This is a genomic window from Pseudomonas sp. SWRI99 (genome assembly GCF_014270125.1).
GTDB classification, from domain to species: domain Bacteria; phylum Pseudomonadota; class Gammaproteobacteria; order Pseudomonadales; family Pseudomonadaceae; genus Aquipseudomonas; species Aquipseudomonas hamedanensis.
On the sequence record NZ_JABWQR010000031.1, the window covers coordinates 31923 to 48622 of the forward strand.

General features: G+C 61.5%; 12 protein-coding genes. 7 read left to right on the forward strand and 5 right to left on the reverse strand.

From position 1 onward, the window contains the following. Positions 1 to 10: 10 nt before the first annotated feature. From HU743_RS22315 to cobG, 5 genes are all read right to left on the reverse strand, one after another. Positions 11 to 7126 carry a TcdA/TcdB catalytic glycosyltransferase domain-containing protein gene (locus HU743_RS22315; RefSeq protein WP_186651265.1) on the reverse strand — a complete coding sequence of 2372 codons (7116 nt, stop codon included), beginning with the start codon at positions 7124 to 7126 and terminating at the stop codon, positions 11 to 13. Positions 7127 to 7430: 304 nt separating this feature from the next. Beyond that, positions 7431 to 9131 carry a precorrin-3B C(17)-methyltransferase gene (cobJ, locus tag HU743_RS22320; protein ID WP_186651267.1) on the reverse strand — a complete coding sequence of 567 codons (1701 nt, stop codon included), beginning with the start codon at positions 9129 to 9131 and terminating at the stop codon, positions 7431 to 7433. After that, positions 9131 to 9862 carry a precorrin-2 C(20)-methyltransferase gene (locus HU743_RS22325; RefSeq protein ID WP_186620620.1) on the reverse strand — a complete coding sequence of 244 codons (732 nt, stop codon included), beginning with the start codon at positions 9860 to 9862 and terminating at the stop codon, positions 9131 to 9133. The genes cobJ and HU743_RS22325 overlap by 1 nt, the downstream gene beginning before the upstream one ends. Further along, positions 9862 to 10488, reverse strand: a complete 627-nt coding sequence (locus HU743_RS22330; protein ID WP_186651269.1) for a precorrin-8X methylmutase — start codon at positions 10486 to 10488, stop codon at positions 9862 to 9864. Before HU743_RS22330 ends, HU743_RS22325 begins: the two co-directional genes overlap by 1 nt. Further along, positions 10481 to 11779 (reverse strand): precorrin-3B synthase, encoded by a 1299-nt coding sequence (cobG, locus tag HU743_RS22335; RefSeq protein ID WP_276569460.1) that lies wholly within the window; start codon positions 11777 to 11779, stop codon positions 10481 to 10483. Before cobG ends, HU743_RS22330 begins: the two co-directional genes overlap by 8 nt. Positions 11780 to 11911: 132 nt before the next feature. On the opposite strand from cobG, the gene cbiE reads away from it, so the two are divergent. From cbiE to HU743_RS22370, 7 genes are all read left to right on the forward strand, one after another. After that, complete coding sequence (gene cbiE, locus HU743_RS22340; RefSeq protein ID WP_186651274.1) at positions 11912 to 13123, forward strand: precorrin-6y C5,15-methyltransferase (decarboxylating) subunit CbiE; 1212 nt, start codon at positions 11912 to 11914, stop codon at positions 13121 to 13123. Then, complete coding sequence (locus HU743_RS22345) at positions 13116 to 14213, forward strand: cobalt-precorrin-5B (C(1))-methyltransferase (protein ID WP_186651276.1); 1098 nt, start codon at positions 13116 to 13118, stop codon at positions 14211 to 14213. Before cbiE ends, HU743_RS22345 begins: the two co-directional genes overlap by 8 nt. Continuing rightward, the gene (locus HU743_RS22350; protein ID WP_186651278.1) at positions 14210 to 14935 is read left to right on the forward strand and encodes a cobalt-precorrin-6A reductase; all 726 of its coding nucleotides are present in this window, start codon (positions 14210 to 14212) and stop codon (positions 14933 to 14935) included. Before HU743_RS22345 ends, HU743_RS22350 begins: the two co-directional genes overlap by 4 nt. Before the next feature lie 56 nt (positions 14936 to 14991). Continuing rightward, positions 14992 to 15327 carry a type II toxin-antitoxin system RelE/ParE family toxin gene (locus HU743_RS22355; protein ID WP_186547518.1) on the forward strand — a complete coding sequence of 112 codons (336 nt, stop codon included), beginning with the start codon at positions 14992 to 14994 and terminating at the stop codon, positions 15325 to 15327. Positions 15328 to 15331: 4 nt separating this feature from the next. Next, on the forward strand, positions 15332 to 15655 hold the full coding sequence (locus tag HU743_RS22360) for a transcriptional regulator (RefSeq protein ID WP_186547520.1): 324 nt from the start codon (positions 15332 to 15334) through the stop codon (positions 15653 to 15655). 108 nt (positions 15656 to 15763) lie between these two features. Further along, complete coding sequence (locus tag HU743_RS22365; protein ID WP_186547522.1) at positions 15764 to 16162, forward strand: DUF2946 domain-containing protein; 399 nt, start codon at positions 15764 to 15766, stop codon at positions 16160 to 16162. A 47-nt stretch (positions 16163 to 16209) separates the two neighbouring features. Beyond that, positions 16210 to 16689, forward strand: coding sequence for a copper chaperone PCu(A)C (locus tag HU743_RS22370; protein ID WP_186651280.1), 480 nt, complete (start codon positions 16210 to 16212; stop codon positions 16687 to 16689). The last annotated feature ends 11 nt before the right edge of the window (positions 16690 to 16700 follow it).

Here is a 16700-nt window from a genome sequence, read left to right on the forward strand (position 1 = left end):
GCATGAGACCTCAGCGCAGCGCTTGCACCACCGCTGCCAGGCTCGCGATCGATTCATCGCCGCGCACGGTTGCAAAGGCCTTCAGCCCGTCAGCCAGTGCGAAGATGACTTTTTCACCGGCTATGCCGACGGCCATTTCCAGTGAGTCCTGCGCAGTAAAGTTGCGCACGATCAGACTGCGCCCGGTGTCCGGATCGGTGAGAACCACATTGGCTTCGACCCGCGACAGCAGCCAGTGCCCGCACGCCTCCAAACCAAGATCCAGCAGGCACGGTTCTGTCGTTGCCGCCGCGCCGGGACGCCGCACATCGACCACGATGCACGCCAGACGCTGCCAGTCCTCTTGCGAAATCCGGTAACCGACCGTTTGCGCACCGTAGGTCAGCAGCAGCGTGTCGATGCCTTCGGGCAGCAATGCCGAAACCTCTGTGAGGTCATCGCCCACCTCTAGTGCCATGACCTCTTCGTCGCGATGCGCATAGCTTTCCGGTTGCCAGACGCCTTCGTTCGAACCGGCGCTGAAAATCACTTGATCAACCGGGTCGAACAGCAGTGGAGGGTTCACCCCGCGCGTGCCGAGGAAAACCGCCAACTGCCCGTCGCTGCGACCCGAGAGAACGAACAGATGATCAAGCTCCGCAACGTAGTAGGCGTAGCGGTCAGCAAAGCGCTCGACTTGCAGGACCGGCGCGTGATCATGCCCGCTCAGCAGGGTTCTCAAGCGTGCGCGCAATTGCTCCTCAGTCTGCTCAGGCATCGACGACCAACGGTTTTCCACGCCGATGATCTTGGCAGGCTGGTTATCCAGCAACTGCAGGTTCACGCCGTCGCGGGTTTGCGCGATCAATGCTTCCCCTTGTCGTTGCACTTGAGTAAAAACCCATTGCGGCCAGACCTTCTGCGCCTTGACCAATTGCCCGGAATCGAGCAGTCGATGACCCGACGCAAAAGCCCCGCGCAGCGCTTCGATGGTGACCAGCGGCTGGCGATAAAGCTGCCCCGCTGTCACATCGAGCAACCAGACCGCGTCTTTGTCAGGCGTCAGACCGAGTAGCGATAATTCCCTGGCGTGACCAAGATCGGCCAGCGCGACTTTCTCCTCGATGCACCACGCGGCCAGGAAAACATCACCGCTGACACCGCTAAGGCCAATAATTGGGAATGGCGACGCTTTGTATTCTTTGGCCAGCGCAGGTAACGCACTCAGCCAGTCAGGATTGCGGCCAAGCCAATGCTGACCCACTCCCGCGAATCTGAGGATCCCGGGGTTGTCCTTGCGGTCACGCCATTGTTCGTCGCTCCTGTTAGTGAGAGGGGGCATTGCGTACTCAAGTGCAACCGCATCCGGTATAGAGGCAGCAGGAGGCACGTCGATAATGTCGATCTCGTACAGTCGACCGTCAGCCTTGGTGGCGATGTAGTGTTTGTCGGTCTGGGTAATCTCGACCACATCGCGTTCGATGACCACGTTTTCGAAATAGCCGACACGGGGTTCGATACCGCGACTGAGCGTCCAGTCTTGTTTGCTGTAGAAGAGCACCGCACTGTTTTGCGGGTCGGAAGGCAGGAGTATCTGCATGTCCTCGGGCCAACCGAGGTTTTGCGCGGCCTGACAATACTTGCCGGTCCTTTTGTTGATCCAGGCCCGGTCCCACACCCGCGATACTGCGTAGCCTTCGACGACAATAAACGGCGCATAGGACCATTCGCTGACTTGCACAGTCTTGCCCGCCGTTGCGTCCTCAAAGGGGACATCAATGTATCGAAGTGCTGCTTGCGGCTGGAAACTATAGTTCTCTGACGAGAACCTGACTTTGCAGCCGGTCAGCTCAACAGCCTGCTCGGTTATCCGGTATTCAACAGTGGTCACGCCATAGAGATCGCTCCCTGCAAGCTTTTGCGAGACATGCAACGTGCCATCGGCAGACTGCCGGCATTCGACAATGGTTGATCCTTCCCGCGGATTCTTCAAACGGTAGCACTGCACAACAGTTCCGGTGAGCACATCGGCCCGCCAGACGGTTGCATGGTCCGGATGGTAAAACCACGCATGGCGTGGGCTCACGCCTCCCAACATCAAGCCCTCGTTGACGTCCTTGGGCAGATTGCGCGCATACAGCAGCCGATCCCTTGCCGTGTCGTAATAAGCCGTGGTGAAGACTGGCTGACTCACTGAATTGAACGGCACCCGAAATTTGAGCAACGGCACATAAGCCGGGATCGATCGCTTGTTTTTCACCTGATCGCGCAGGTAGAGCAGAACGGACGGCGGGATTGCGCTGGGCGTCTGGCCCGCAGAACCGACCTGAGCCGACGCTTTTTCCGAGTCTTTTGCATAGTCGAGCGTGATGGCGACAAGGTGCAGGCTGCGGCTCAGCCAGTCGATCCGGAACAGCCCTTCGGCCAGTTCGATAAAACCGTCGAATCTGTTCAGCGCGATACCATCGACGCGGAGTCCCGGCGCGCTATCGATGCTTTGCGCTGGCTTTTCAACGAAACGGATTTGCTCCACCCGCACCCAGAGCGCCTGCACCGTCCAGGTGACCTGTTCCCAGCCGTTTGCCTGGTCAAAGTTCACGGCCACCAGGCCCGGCGTGAGGCGGATATGGTATTGCCCCTGCGCCGCCATCACCTCGTAAGAAATCTTTGCCTTCCACTCCGGCGGCAAATCCGGCACCACCAACTGGCGCACTGGCTCGGCCAACTGCACCTGGACGGTCGTGGCCATATAGACCGGGTACAGTTTGTAAAGTATGTGCGGCAACGAAGGCGTGCTGAACAGATAGAACACCCGATTGCCATGGGCGTCGTATTCCAGCTGTTGCGCCAGAGTGTCGTGCAACTGCGGATAGCGACTGACCGAAAAAGGCGCCGCCCCCGCACTGCCCAACTGATATTCATAGCCGTAATAGCAGATCGGCGTGCACGGCAACACCACCGCTTCAGGCAGAGCACCCCAGACGCTGCCGACTGCGGGGCGCTGGAATGCACGGGGGATATTGATCGAGCTGTGTCGGTTAGCCGGATCGCTGTCGAACTGCGGCAACTCCAGTGGACCGCCCTTCCAGGGATAAAACTTCTGCCCATCGAACTTGACCCTTCTGTTCAGCAGGTTGAGCTCGGTGATCACCGCTTGAGGCGGAAACTGCAGGACTGATCCGCTGGACTCGAAGGAAAGTTGGTAAGCGTCATGAATTTCGGACAGCAGCCTGCCAATGCCGGCAGCCTTGTCCATGATCTGCCCAAGATTGCTGGCGATGGCGGTCGCACCAATGCCGATACCCAGCAGCGGTATCGACAACGATGCCGCCACCGCCCCCACTGCTCCGCCCACAGCCAGTGCGGCCACATCCAGGCCCAATGCTGCCACGTTGAATGCCAGCGACGTGGAAAACCGCGAACGCTGCTCGTGATTTTCGGCCAGCGCCAGGTTGTAGATATCGAAGCCGATATTGGCCACGGAAAAGGCTACACCGATACTCGTAGCGGCACGCGCCGCCAGCCGCCCGGCCAGAGAAGCCTGGCGCAACGCTTGCTCCCCGGACACCACCTGACGCACCAACCGGCCGATCTGCACCACGTCGCTGACAACACCAAATCCCAGTTGCGCATAGCCGACGTACACCTGAACCTGAAGGGCGACCGCCAGGGCCGGCGGGCCGTCACTGCCCTGATAATCGCGATGACGCATTTCAGTGATCAGCGCCTGGATCGCAAAGGCAAAACTCAAGCGGCTGCCACCGTCGGCCTCTCCCGCGGCCCCTGGCTTACCCGCCACGGCGTTGATCAGTTGACCGAGGTGTTTTTTGATACGGCTGAAACGCGCGTCCCGGGTCACGACGTCAAGGGTATTGAGCGGGTTGCGCGAGTCGACCAGCGTCACGCTGTAGCCGCCATCATCTGCAACCTTGACGGTCTCAAGCAGAGGCAGATATTCCCGCCCGACGGCGTGTTCGCTGCGCAATTGCCGGGTGGCCTGATCGAACTCGCCGGCCCAGTAGCGCGCATCCAGTTGCGCCAGGCTCTGGCCCATTCGCGAGTTATCGTCAAGCGAGCGCGTCCGTGCGACAGCCTGCTTCTCCCACACGGTCGTGGTTTGCAGGTCGGTGGCAGGAGTGCTCTGCAGGAACCGGTCAACCCGCAGGTTCGACGACAGGATTTTTTGGGCAATCGCCGTGGTGTTCAGCTCGATCACATTAAATGACGGATTGCTCGCATCGGCCAGTCCATAGAGCCTGGCGATTTCGTTCTGATTGGCGCCGAGGCTGGCCTGCATGCCTTGTTGCAGTTGCTCGACCGAGGAAAATCCATAGAGCGCAAAATTAGGGTCGTACACGCGATAAACCGTGGCGTCTGCCAGTATGACTTTAGCCACCAGCAGCGCGTGATTGCCGGTGTCGAGCAGCAGAACGGCCGGCGCCGCCTTGCCTTCCAGCGTCTGCGTGACGCTGTGCAAATCCAGGGTGCCGCGGGGTTGGCCGATGTCATCGAACGCGGAGGTCTGCAGCTCATCCAGCGCCAGCAGCAGCGCGCGCGCATCGGCGTCGTCTGGCATCAGGCTGGCATTCGCCACCCGGCCGATCACTGCGCGTTCGGCGGAATCACCGGCCGTCAGTGCCGCGGCCATCAACAAGGCCAGCGGATAACAACGCCGGCCCGGATCGCCAGAGGTCATCATCAACAGGTCCTGGGGCACCTGCCGCGCGGAAACGGCACCGGCCTTGAACAGGGCTTCACGCACCTGCCCGCCGCGCTTGAAAATTTGCCGGTGGTATTCGCGTTGCGCGGTGCGGTTGATCTGCCCGATGCGCTCCCCCCACTGCTGTACGGTGAGTGGTTCATTCAAGGCACGCACCTTCAGCTCCCGCGCCGTTTGCGTATCAGACGCCAGACCACGGGCAAGCCCGGCCTCGAACATCGGTGATTTGCCCTGACGGAGGAGGTTTTCGATGGCGTTGTAGCGGGCGAACAAGCCGCCGGTTTCGGTGCGCCGGGCGAGGTCCACGGCCGCTTGCCAGGCGCCGGCAAAACCTGCGGCATCCAGGCTGTCGGCCTCGAATATTGCGCCGAGCATGACGCGCTGACGAGGGCTGAGGTGTTCCGGGGTCAGTTTGCCGTTGGCCAACTGAGTCAGCAGTTCGTTGACATTGCTCGCGGTCTCGGCACCATGAGAAACCGGCAGCTCGCCTTGCGGTTGCGCGAGGATTTGCTCGCGGACATCAAAGCCGATGGAAAAGGCTTTATCAAAGCGGACATCGCCACTCAACTTCTCGGCCATGGCGCGAATAAACGGCTCGCCCAACTGATCCGTCAGTTGCTGCAGCACCGTTGTCAGCAGCACCGGGTTGCCTTCGATGACGGGCCAGCCTTGTTTAAAGGTGAGGCTTCTCTCAATCATCAACGTCGATAAATTGCCGATATAACGGGATTTGAGCCGGCCTTCGCGCCACTTGGCATGCTCCTTGTCCAGCCAGTCCTTGTCCGAGCCTTTGACCGTCCAGCCGGAAATGGCTTCCTCCTCTGTATCGAAGTTATAGCCCTCGCGCAACTTCAAATGCGACAAGACCGTGTTCTCGGCAGCAGGTAGAAACTGCGCGTCGATGTACTCCTTCAGCCCGGCCAGTGCCGCACCCGGCCCAGTCAATGTGATGGTGCCCCTAGCCTCGTTTCGGATGCCATCCTGGTAATAACCGAGGACAGCCTCGAGCAGTCTTGTAACGTAGAGGTCATCCCAACCGGTAAGACGTGCGTTCGCCCTGAGTTCATTGTTGACGTTTTGCACCACATGGACCAACTGGTCATAATCGCCCCAGGCGAAACCTGACGCCGCCAGGCGCTTTTCCACTGCATAAAGAATGTCGTAGTTGAATCGAATCCTCTCCATGATCGACAGCGTCATGCCACTGTCAGGCTGAGCCAGAAAGTGCGCGTTCATTTCATCGCCTTGCTGTCGCCCCATACGAAAACCATGGTCGGGGGCGGCGATATCCTGCGGCGGCAGGAACAGTGCACGGGTATCGGGCTTGCTGCGGGCAAAGTCCAGTAAGGCGTCTTTGTGCTCCGCCGGGATACTGTCCGTTCTGTCTGGATAACGCTGCTGATCCCGCCCCGGCATCAAAGTGTCGTTGTGGTTGAGCAGTAGTTGCAGAACGCCGATTTTCTGAGTCTGACTGTAATCACTGATATCCACAGCCCCCAACTTATCGAGCAGTGGCGGCAGATAATCCACATCGCTGTAACGGCCGCCCTCCAGATGCACGGCCTGCAATCGCACAACATCGCTCGCCGCGGCGAAGTTGCCGCGCATGGCCACTTCCCGTTGATAGACATCGGCTAAAAAGTGACCGCGGAATTCATGCCGAACGTCGCGTAATCGTAGATCCGGCCCGACCATATTCTGGTGGCTGTCCAAGCACTTCTGGCGAAACGCTTCCAGCATCGTACGGTCCTTGCCATACGCGCGAACCAGCAGGTCAATACGCGCCTCATCGGCGCGGGCGTGCCATCGGGGCTGATTCAGATACTCAAACATTTGCTGTTTCAGTACTCGTGCCCGATCTTCGATCAACGTCGCCAACTGGCCCGGCCGGGTTACCTGATCGCCACCCGACTCCATCGCATGCACCCTGGCGCTGTCGAGAATGACCCGGTTCATTTCAAAAGCCAGCAAGGCATCGCTGTCGTACCACAAGTTGAAGTGATAGCCCTGAGGCTCAAGTACCTGGCGCCAGATATTCATGTAATCGCGCTGGATGGCGCCCACTTCGCTGCCACCGACCCAGACAAAGTGCATGATCTTCGGCACCGGCCTGGCATCTCCCGACAACATTGATAGCGCCGCCGATAAACGTGAAATGTATTGCTGCAAGCCGATGGCGATCTGATCAATGGCAACCGGGACGGGCGTAGCCTTGCGCTTGAGTAACGAAGCCAGTTGTTCCTGAAACAAACTTGCCAGTTGTAACTTTTCCGTCAGGTCGGCGCTCTGCCCGGCGGTTCGAAAGTACTGGTCAAGCCGCGCGTACTCCGGTACGCCGGCAAATTCCTCTAGTACCTGGGTTATCTGCGAATACTCCGCTGGAGAAACAAATTCGCGACCGATGGACTCGCGTTCTTTTATCGCCATGATGCCGTCCTTCCTTAGTTATAAGCTTTCGTTCGAACGACACGCTATCGCTCAACAACAGAACGCTCAAACTTCAAGACATTCAGGGTGTTTCAAAGAAAACAATTAGCCACATACCAACTGCTGCACCGAATACATCAGTAACAATAAGTAGACCGGCTTTAACGCAGGCACAAAATAACGAGGCCGTAAGTCTTGGACTTACGGCCTTTTATATAAACTTAAGAAACGCAGGAAGTTGCAACCAGGCTTGCAGCCAATCGAACCTGCTTACAGCTTTCCTCGACAGTCGACAGACGTGCTATCAGGAAACAGGCTTCTGTCCATACCAGCGCGGCGTGTAAACCCACTCCCCGCCCGTTGCGCGGGCGAAGGTGCAGGTCGTCGACGATCCAATCAGCACCATGGTGCGCATGTCCACCTGATCGGCAGTCAATGCGCCCAACGTGGTGGTGCGCAAGGTCTGGCCCGGGCGTCCAATGTCGCGTCCCAACACCACCGGTGTTTCCGGCCGGCGGTGCTGCGCGACGATCTCCAGCGCGCGGCCTAATTGCCACGGACGGGCACGGGAGATCGGGTTGTAGAACGCCAGAGCCAGATCCGCTTCGGCGGCCAGGTCCAGGCGTTTCTCAATGATCGACCACGGTTTGAGGTTGTCCGACAGCGACATCACACAGAAGTCGTGGCCCAGTGGCGCGCCGGCCTGTGCAGCGGTCGCGAGCGACGCGGACACACCCGGCAAAATTTCCAGATCGACACGGTGCCAGGCGGGATCGTCCGACTCATGCAGCGCTTCGAGTACCGCCGCGGCCATGGCGAACACGCCCGGGTCACCGGACGACACCACGATCACCGAGCGCCCTTCGGCAGCCAGCCTGAAGGCGTGGCGGGCGCGCTGCATTTCTTCGCGGTTGTCGGTGCAGTGCTGCACCTGATCGTCGCGGAACGGGCCGGCCATGCGCACGTAGGTTTCATAACCGAGCACGTCGGTGGCACGGGCCAGTTCGGCCTTCACCGTCGGCACCATCAGCTCGGCGGCACCGGGGCCCAGGCCAATCACCGCGAGACGACCGCGTGGACGGCCGATTCGCGACACGTCCAGCGGTTGCTCGGCAATCGCCACCGCGAAATTTTCAATGCCAATCACGTTCGCTTCAGGCACTGCGACACGCGCTAATGCCTGAAGATCGCTTTGCGCCGCGACGAAGCGCAGCGGCACGCCCAGTTCAAGCGCAGCCTGGTGCACGTTCGCCGAAGCCATGTCGGTATCGGCCGCCACCAGGCAGGCCAGTGCCGGCACGGCGACATTTGCCTGCTGCAACGCAGTGCGAACGGCGTTCGGCAGGTTCGCCACTTCAGCACTCACCGCCACCGCGACACTGCGCGGGTAGATCAGCAGTTCGTTGGCACTCGCCTCACGTTCGGCGCTGCCGACATGGATCGAGCGCTGCGCCTGTGGATCCTGCGGCAACTGCGCCTGATCCAGCCACGGCGCCGCGCCCTCGATGCGCACGCTGTGTCCGGCCAGCAGGTCCGAGACAAAGCGCTTGCCCGACTCCAGATCCGCCAGCGCATAACCGCTCGGCGGATTGAGCAGGCAGGTGCCGAAGCGCAACTCACCGCTGGTGGTGATCGCCGGCGCGACTTGCAGCGCGGCCGCGATATCACGCGCCATGACGTTGACCCCGCCCAGCCCGCCGAGCAACGGCACCACCGCGCTGCCGTCTTCGGCTATCGCCAGCACTGCGGGTTCGGCGCCCTTCTCCAGCAGCAGCGGCGCCAGCGTGCGGATGACGATGCCCGCCGCACACAGGGCAATGATCGGCGTGTCCTGCTGATACAACGTGCGCAGGGTCGCGCCAAATTCCTGATACGAGCAATCGGCGCCGTCGACCCGCCCGGCGAGGCCGTGGATCTGCGCCGCCGGATAGACCTGCTGGATGCGTCGGGCCGTGGCGAGGCTGCCTTGGCCGAGAATGACGATGGCGGGAGTCGATTGGCTCATCAACCTTGCCACCGTTCGCCCGGGACGATGATCAGCGAGAAGTACGGCGACGACATCGGCTCGACCTGATCCAGCGGCACGATTTTCTGGTTGGCCATGGTCGCGCGCTCGACGTACAACGCACGTTCGGCCAGACCCAGTTCTTCAAGCACCTGACGTACTTTGGGGAAATTGCGCCCCAGCTTCATGATCACCGCAGCATCGGCATCGGCCAGCCGTCGTTTCAGGTCTTCGTGGGGCAGCACACCGGACAGCACCGACAGGCTCTGATTGCGATACACCAGCGGCGCGCCGAGCACCGAAGCACCACCGAGCATCGAGCATACGCCGGGCACCACTTGCGCTTCGTAACGCGTGGCGAGGCGGTCGTGCAGATACATATAGGAACCGTAGAAAAACGGGTCGCCTTCGCAAATCACCGCCACATCTCGGCCAGCGTCCAGATGCGCAGCCACGGCCACGGCCGCTTCGTCGTAGAAATCGCTGATCACTTGTTCGTAAGACAGCGGCGCCGGCAGCGCTTCGGTGGTCACCGGGTACACCAGCGGCAGCAGGTTCTGCGCATCCTGCAGGTGCGCTTCGATGATGCCGAAGGCGTTGCCCTTTTTGCCCTTGGCAACGAAGTACGCCACCACCGGCGATTCGCGCAGCAGGCGCAAGGCTTTGACCGTAATCAGTTCCGGATCACCGGGACCGACACCCAGGCCAATCAAACGTCCTTTTGCCTGCATCATTCGATCTCCGTAGCGAGGGCATTGACGGCGGCGGCGGCCATGGCGCTACCGCCCAGACGCCCTTGCATGATCACGAACGGCACGCCCCGGCTGTCGGCAGCCAGGGCCGCTTTCGACTCGGCGGCACCGACAAAACCCACCGGAAAACCGAGAATCAGCGCCGGTTTCGGTGCGCCGGCATCGAGCATTTCCAGCAAATAGAACAGCGCGGTCGGCGCATTGCCGATCACCACCACGCTGCCCTCCAGGTGCGGACGCCACAGCTCCAGCGCCGCTGCCGAGCGGGTGTTGCCCAGTTCGCGAGCGAGCTCTGGCACGCTGTCGTCGCGCAAGGTGCAGATCACTGGGTTATTGGCCGGCAGGCGCGTGCGGGTTACGCCTTCGGAAACCATACGCGCGTCGCACAGAATCGGCGCACCGGCGGTCAACGCAGCGCGCCCGGCCTGGCCCGCGCCCTCGGAGAATTGCAGACCGTCGACGGCCTCGACCATGCCGCAGGCGTGGATCACTCGCACCGCGAGTTTTTCCAGATCGGCAGGGATGCGCGCCAGATTGGCCTCGCGGCGAATGATCGCGAAGGAGTTGCGATAGATCTCCTGACCGTCGCGGATGTAATCAAGCATCAAGGGGGCTCCGGGAGCGGGCGTCGAGCAAAGCTGCGGCCGCTTCAATAGTAAGATTGCGTGCGTGCAACGCGCCGAAACCGGGCGCGTCTGCATTGCGAAAATAGAGGTCGTAATGACCGGGGGTCACCGCCAGCAACGTCGCCGGCGCGCAGTGGGCCGCGGCGCAGGAGCGTGAGCAGCCCGAGAGGTGCACGCTGAGCCCCGCCGGTAGCCGAGACGCCAGTTGGCGAGCATCCTGTTTAGTGTTGGCCAGGCCTTTGCCACAGCCATCGGCTCCGGTGCAGGCAATCAGGCGTGACAGCGGTTCGGCTGAATCAATCAACAGACCCAGCGCCTGCAATTGATCCAGCACCTTGTCGGTATCGGTCGTCTGCACGTTTGGCACCAGCAGGCTTTGCCACGGTGTGAAACGCAGGCTGCCGTCGCCGAACTGACGAGCCAGTTGCGCCACGCCGCGCAGCATCGCCGGATCGAGTCGCCCCAGTGGCGGCACCGCGCCGACGTAGCACCGACCCGTCGTATGCTGCTCATGCGCGCCGATGTGCAGCGGCTCTGCCTGAGTCGTGCGTTGCCAGTTGCTGATCGCTTTGACTGGCACGCGCTCGCGCAACTGTTCGAGGAATGCGAGCCTTGGTAATTCTTCGAGCAAATGGCGCATGCGCGTCTGCGCTGGCCGGGCCATGTCGAGGAACCCTTCGAGCACGGCGACCACCAGCGCGTGGCCGTTATCCAGCGTCACCGCGCCCAGTGCGCGATCCGTCGGGCAACCGGCCAGACCAAACGCCCAGAGGACTTCGCCCTCACGCTCGAACGCCGACAGCCATAGATCATGGGGATGTTCGAGCATCGCCAGCGCTTCACCGCCGTCCAGTTGCACGGCGAACTTGGCGCTCAGCTCATGGAAGCGCGGATGGCTTTGCAAGGTGTCGAGGACTTGCTCCGCGAGCGGGCGCGTGTCGATACGCATCTGCCGGTCGACCCCGGCCGTGGGGCTGAGCATCAGATTGCGCACATCGTCGCCGGCAGCGTTCTTTGGCCCAAGGCCCGCGGCGAGCAAACTGGCGATCAGTGCTGCCGATTGCTCACCGATCCCGCGAATCTGCAGATTGCCGCGATTGGTCGCTTCGATCGCCCCGCCCGCAAACTGCTCGGCGGCCGCAGCCACGGCCTCGGCTTGAGCGGCGCTGATCGAACCGCCATCGAGCTTGATCCGGCAGATGCCGCCGTCCAGTGCCTGGACGATACGCAGCAACCCCGGGCAGGCCGAGGGGCGTAAGGCGGTGGACATCGGGCGTTCGTTCAAGGGGCTGACCGGTTGTGTGGCGAAGGCGCTTCGCGGACGAAGGCGCGGTATTATGCCTGCTTTGTCCGGCGGCATGAAAAGTCTGCCCGTCGGAACGGCATGTTTAGAGGAATATAAATGTCACCCTGGCTGACGATCGTGGGAATCGGTGAAGACGGCTTCAAGGGCCTGGGCAAAAACGCCCGGCGCGCCCTGCTGGGCGCCTCGCGGATCGTCGGCGGCCGGCGCCAGCTGGATTTGCTGCCGCTGTGCATCCGTGGCGAACGGCAGTTGTGGCCGAGCCCGTTTTCCCTCGCGCCGTTGCTGGAATCGCGCGGCGCGCCGGTCTGCGTGCTGGCCAGCGGTGACCCGATGTTCTACGGCGTCGGCGCCAGCCTGGCGCGTCAGGTGCCGAGCGATGAGATGCTGATTCTGCCGGCCCCCTCGTCCTGCTCGCTGGCCGCGGCGCGGCTTGGCTGGCCATTGCAGGAGGTGACGATTGTGTCGCTGGTGGCGCGACCGCTGGCGGCGCTCAATGCACAACTGTTCAGTGGCGTGCGTCTGTTGCTGCTGAGCAATGACGGCAGCACCCCGGCGGCCGTTGCGCAGTTGTTGCGTGAGCGCGGCTTCGGTGCCAGTCGCATGAGCGTTCTGGAGCATCTGGGCGGCGATGCCGAGCGACGCTTCGATGCCACAGCCAACCAGTGGACGGACATGCCGATTGCCGACCTCAATGTGGTCGCGATCGAGTGCCTGGCCGATACCTGTGTCCCGCAATTATCGCGCCTCGCCGGCCTGCCCGACTCAGCCTTCCGGCACGACGGCCAACTGACCAAGCGTGACGTGCGCGCCATCACCCTCGCCCGCTTGGCGCCAATCCCCGGCGAACTGCTCTGGGACGTCGGCGCCGGCTGTGGCTCGATCGGTATCGAATGGATGCGCGCCCACGCAGCCTGCCGGGCACTGGCTATCGAGGCAGACGAAGGCCGTCAGCAATTGATCGAACACAACCGCGATGCGCTGGGTGTACCCGGCCTGCAACTGGTTCGCGGCAAAGCCCCGCACGCGCTGGCCGGACTGGAGCGCCCGGATGCCATTTTCATCGGCGGTGGCGTGACCCGCGAAGGCGTGTTCGAGACTTGCTGGGAACAACTCAAGCCCGGCGGCCGTCTGGTCGCCAACGCAGTGACCCTGCAAAGCGAAATGGCCCTGATGCACTGGCGCGAACAATACGGCGGCGAACTGACGCGCGTTCATGTCGCCCAGGCGCAGCCGCTTGGCGAGTTTGACACTTGGCGCCAGGCATTGCCGATCACCCTGCTCGATCTGGTCAAACCTCTCGATGCGTGACGAGACCGCCGAACGACCCGCGCCCCTGCGCAGTGGCCTGACCACCGGCAGCTGCGCCACGGCCACCAGCCTCGCGGCCGCGCGCCTGTTGCTGACCGGCGTCGGCGCCGATGCAGTGCACATCACTCTGCCCAAGGGCAAGCAGGTGCAAATGCGCCTGGAGTTCTGTCGCCTGAGCGAGGACGGCGCCGAGGCCGGCACGATCAAGGATGCCGGCGATGACCCCGACGCCACCCACGGCGCATTGCTCTATTCGCAGGTGCGGCTGAGCGCCGAGCCGGGGATTCGCTTCAACGCGGGCGTCGGTGTCGGCACAGTGACCCGACCGGGTCTGGTGCTGGGCGTCGGCGAACCGGCGATCAACCCGGTGCCGCGCAAAATGATCGGCGACCATCTGGCCTTGCTCGCCGCTGAAACCGGCTACGGCGGCGGCTTCGATGTCACGGTCAACGTCGAGGGCGGCGAAGCACTGGCACTGAAAACCATGAATCCGCGCCTGGGCATTCTTGGCGGGCTGTCGATCCTCGGCACCAGCGGCATCGTCCGGCCTTTTTCCTGCGCGGCCTACATCGCCTCGATCCATCAGGGCATCGACGTGGCGAAAACCAACGGTTATCTGCACATCGCCGCCTGCACCGGCAACGCCAGCGAAGACACCATGCGCCGGGTCTACAACCTGCCGGAAATCGCTCTGATCGAAATGGGCGACTTCGTCGGCGCGGTGCTCAAGCACTTGCGCAAGGTGCCTGTGGATAAACTCAGCCTGTGCGGCGGCTTCGGCAAAATCAGCAAACTGGCGGCCGGGCATATGGACCTGCACTCGCGGCATTCCAGTATCGATTTGCCGCAACTGGCGCAGTGGGCGGCGGCGATTGGCGCGGACGCAGCGTTGCAACAGCGCATTCGTGAGGCCAATACCAGTCAGCAAGCCTTGGCCATGGCCAGTGCGGCGGGGATCGCTTTGGGTGATGAGGTGTGTCGCCATGCGCTGGATTTCGCCCGCAGCGTGGTGCCGGCGCAGGTGCAGGTCGAGGTGTTTGCAATCGATCGCCAAGGCGGGATTGTCGGGCATGCCGGAGGTTTGCCATGAAGCGGATCTTGCTGCTGGGCGGTGTCACTGAAGCGCTGGCGATCGCTCGCACACTCGGCCCGCAGCACATTTACAGCCTCGCCGGTGTTGGCCGCGTGCCAACCGATCTGGTCTGTCAGGTTCGGGTCGGCGGCTATGGCGGCGCCGAAGGTCTGGCGCAGTTCATAGTTGAAGAAGGCATCGACCTGCTGCTCGACGCCACCCATCCCTACGCCGCACAAATCAGCGCCAACGCCGCCCGCGCGGCGCAACTCACCGGTATCCCCTGCTGGGCCTTGCGCCGACCGGCGTGGCAACCGCAAGCGGGCGATGACTGGCGCGAGGTGGCCGACTGGGCCGAACTGATCGCCGCCCTCGCACCGTTCCAGCGACCGCTGTTCACCCTCGGCCGCGAACCACTGCAACACCTCGACGAAATCCCCGCCCACCAGTTCTGGACCCTGCGTGCCCTCGACGTCTACCCCGGCAACGCACGTTGCGAAGTCATCGGCGCACGCGGGCCGTTTCTGCTGGAAGACGAGCGAGCACTGTTTGAACGCCGGCAGATCGATGTGCTGATCAGCAAGAACAGCGGCAGCACCGCGACCGAGCCGAAGCTGGAAGTGGCACGCGAGCGCGGGGTGCCAGTGCTGGTGTTGAAGCGGCCGGGGTTGCCGGGGGTTGATCGGGAATTTCTGTCGCTTCAAGAAACACTTGCCGCGTTGGCGGCGATCCTCTCATGAGGCAAGATCCGCAGCTTGCATGACAAGTAACCTATTTGTTACCTTCAGGGCCAGCCGTGATCACACTCGAAGAATATGTACAGGAAGACGAATCAAGCCCGTTTGGGCGGTGGATTTCCACTTTGAGTGTCCAGGCAGCCGCAAAGGTCTCTCATGCGATGGTCAGGTTGGAATTGGGCAATACTTCAAATATCAAATGGTTTGATGGCCTGGGTGAATACAAAATAAATTGGGGACCTGGGTACAGAATCTATCTGATACAAGAAGGAAAACGCCTGATTATTCTGTTCGGCGGAGGTGACAAATCTACTCAAAAGAAAGACATCAAACGGGTCAAGGCATTGGTAGCCGAATTCCGTACTCGAAAAAAAGCTGAACAGAACCGGAGGTAATTTGATGGTTCTCACTCGAAGCTACAAACATTCAATAGCGGAGCGCGCCCAGCGTGATCCTGAATTTGCTCAAGCATTGCTGGATGAAGCCGCGACTTTATTTTTGAATGGCGAGCCAGAGATGGCCAGGATAATTCTGCGCGACCTCATTAACGCCACCGTAGGTTTTGAAGAGCTCGCAAGGGAAACCGAGCGACCCAGTAAAAGCTTGCATCGGATGCTCTCAGCGAAAGGCAATCCGAGCATGGATAATCTCGCCAAAATATTCTCGGTAATCCGAACTACGCTTGGTGTAGATATGCAGGTTCATGCTGTCCCTGTGAATTGAGCAACCCGTGCCGCACTGCGACACCAAACCGCACGACGCTTTTTTACTTATCGGCGCTGATCAGGCTAAATGGGCCGCGTCTGATCGCCCACCCAACGGACCTGCCCCATGAACCGACGCCGGTTAGCATTTGCCTGGATCGCCTGCTTTGCAGTGCTGTTCAACATGCTCGCCATGCCGATGAGCGGGGCGATGGCGCAGACGGCCAGTACCCCGGCCGGGCAAATACTCTGGAGCAGTTTCTGCACCGGCAGCGGGATGAAGATGGTGGCGATCGACATCGGCGCCACCGATCAAAAGGCCCCGGCAAACGACAGCCATTCGAACATGCAGCATTGCTGGTGTTGCTCAGGCTCGGCGCCGCTGGTGGCGCTGCCGGGGCATTCGCCGCAGTTGTACTTCGCCCGATTCGAGAGCAATCGCAGCGTCGCGCCCGTCTCGCTGCAAGCCCCGACACCGCGCCAGCAATGGCCGAGCCTCAATCCCCGTGCTTCCCCTCTGGTCTGATTTGTTCGCGCAATCCCCCGCGTTTCAAATCGTTCTGGAGAACTGCCATGTTCAAGAAACTCATCGTCCTCGCTGCGCTGTTGCTGCCGGCGTGCTTCGCTCACGCCCATGAATACAAAGTCGGTGCGCTGGAAATCGCCCACCCATGGTCGCAAGAGCTGCCGCCGAATGCGCCGACCGTCGCCGCCTATTTCATCATTCACAACACCGGCAAAACCGCTGACCGACTGCTCGGCGTCGACTCGCCCATCGCCCCCGAAGCGCAACTGCACGAGCATGTCATGCAGGGCGATCTGATGAAGATGCAGCAAGTGCCGGGCGTGGACATCGCGCCGGGCGGCACCGTGACGTTTGCGCCGATGGCTTATCACGTCATGCTGCTCAACCCGACTGATCGCAGCCTGCTCAGCGACGGCAAACGTTTCCCGATGACCTTGCATTTCGACAAGGCCGGTGACGTTACCGTTGAGGTTGCCGTGCAGAAGAAGCCACCAGAAGCCACCCAGCCCCACGTGCACGCTCAGTAACCGAACCGGCT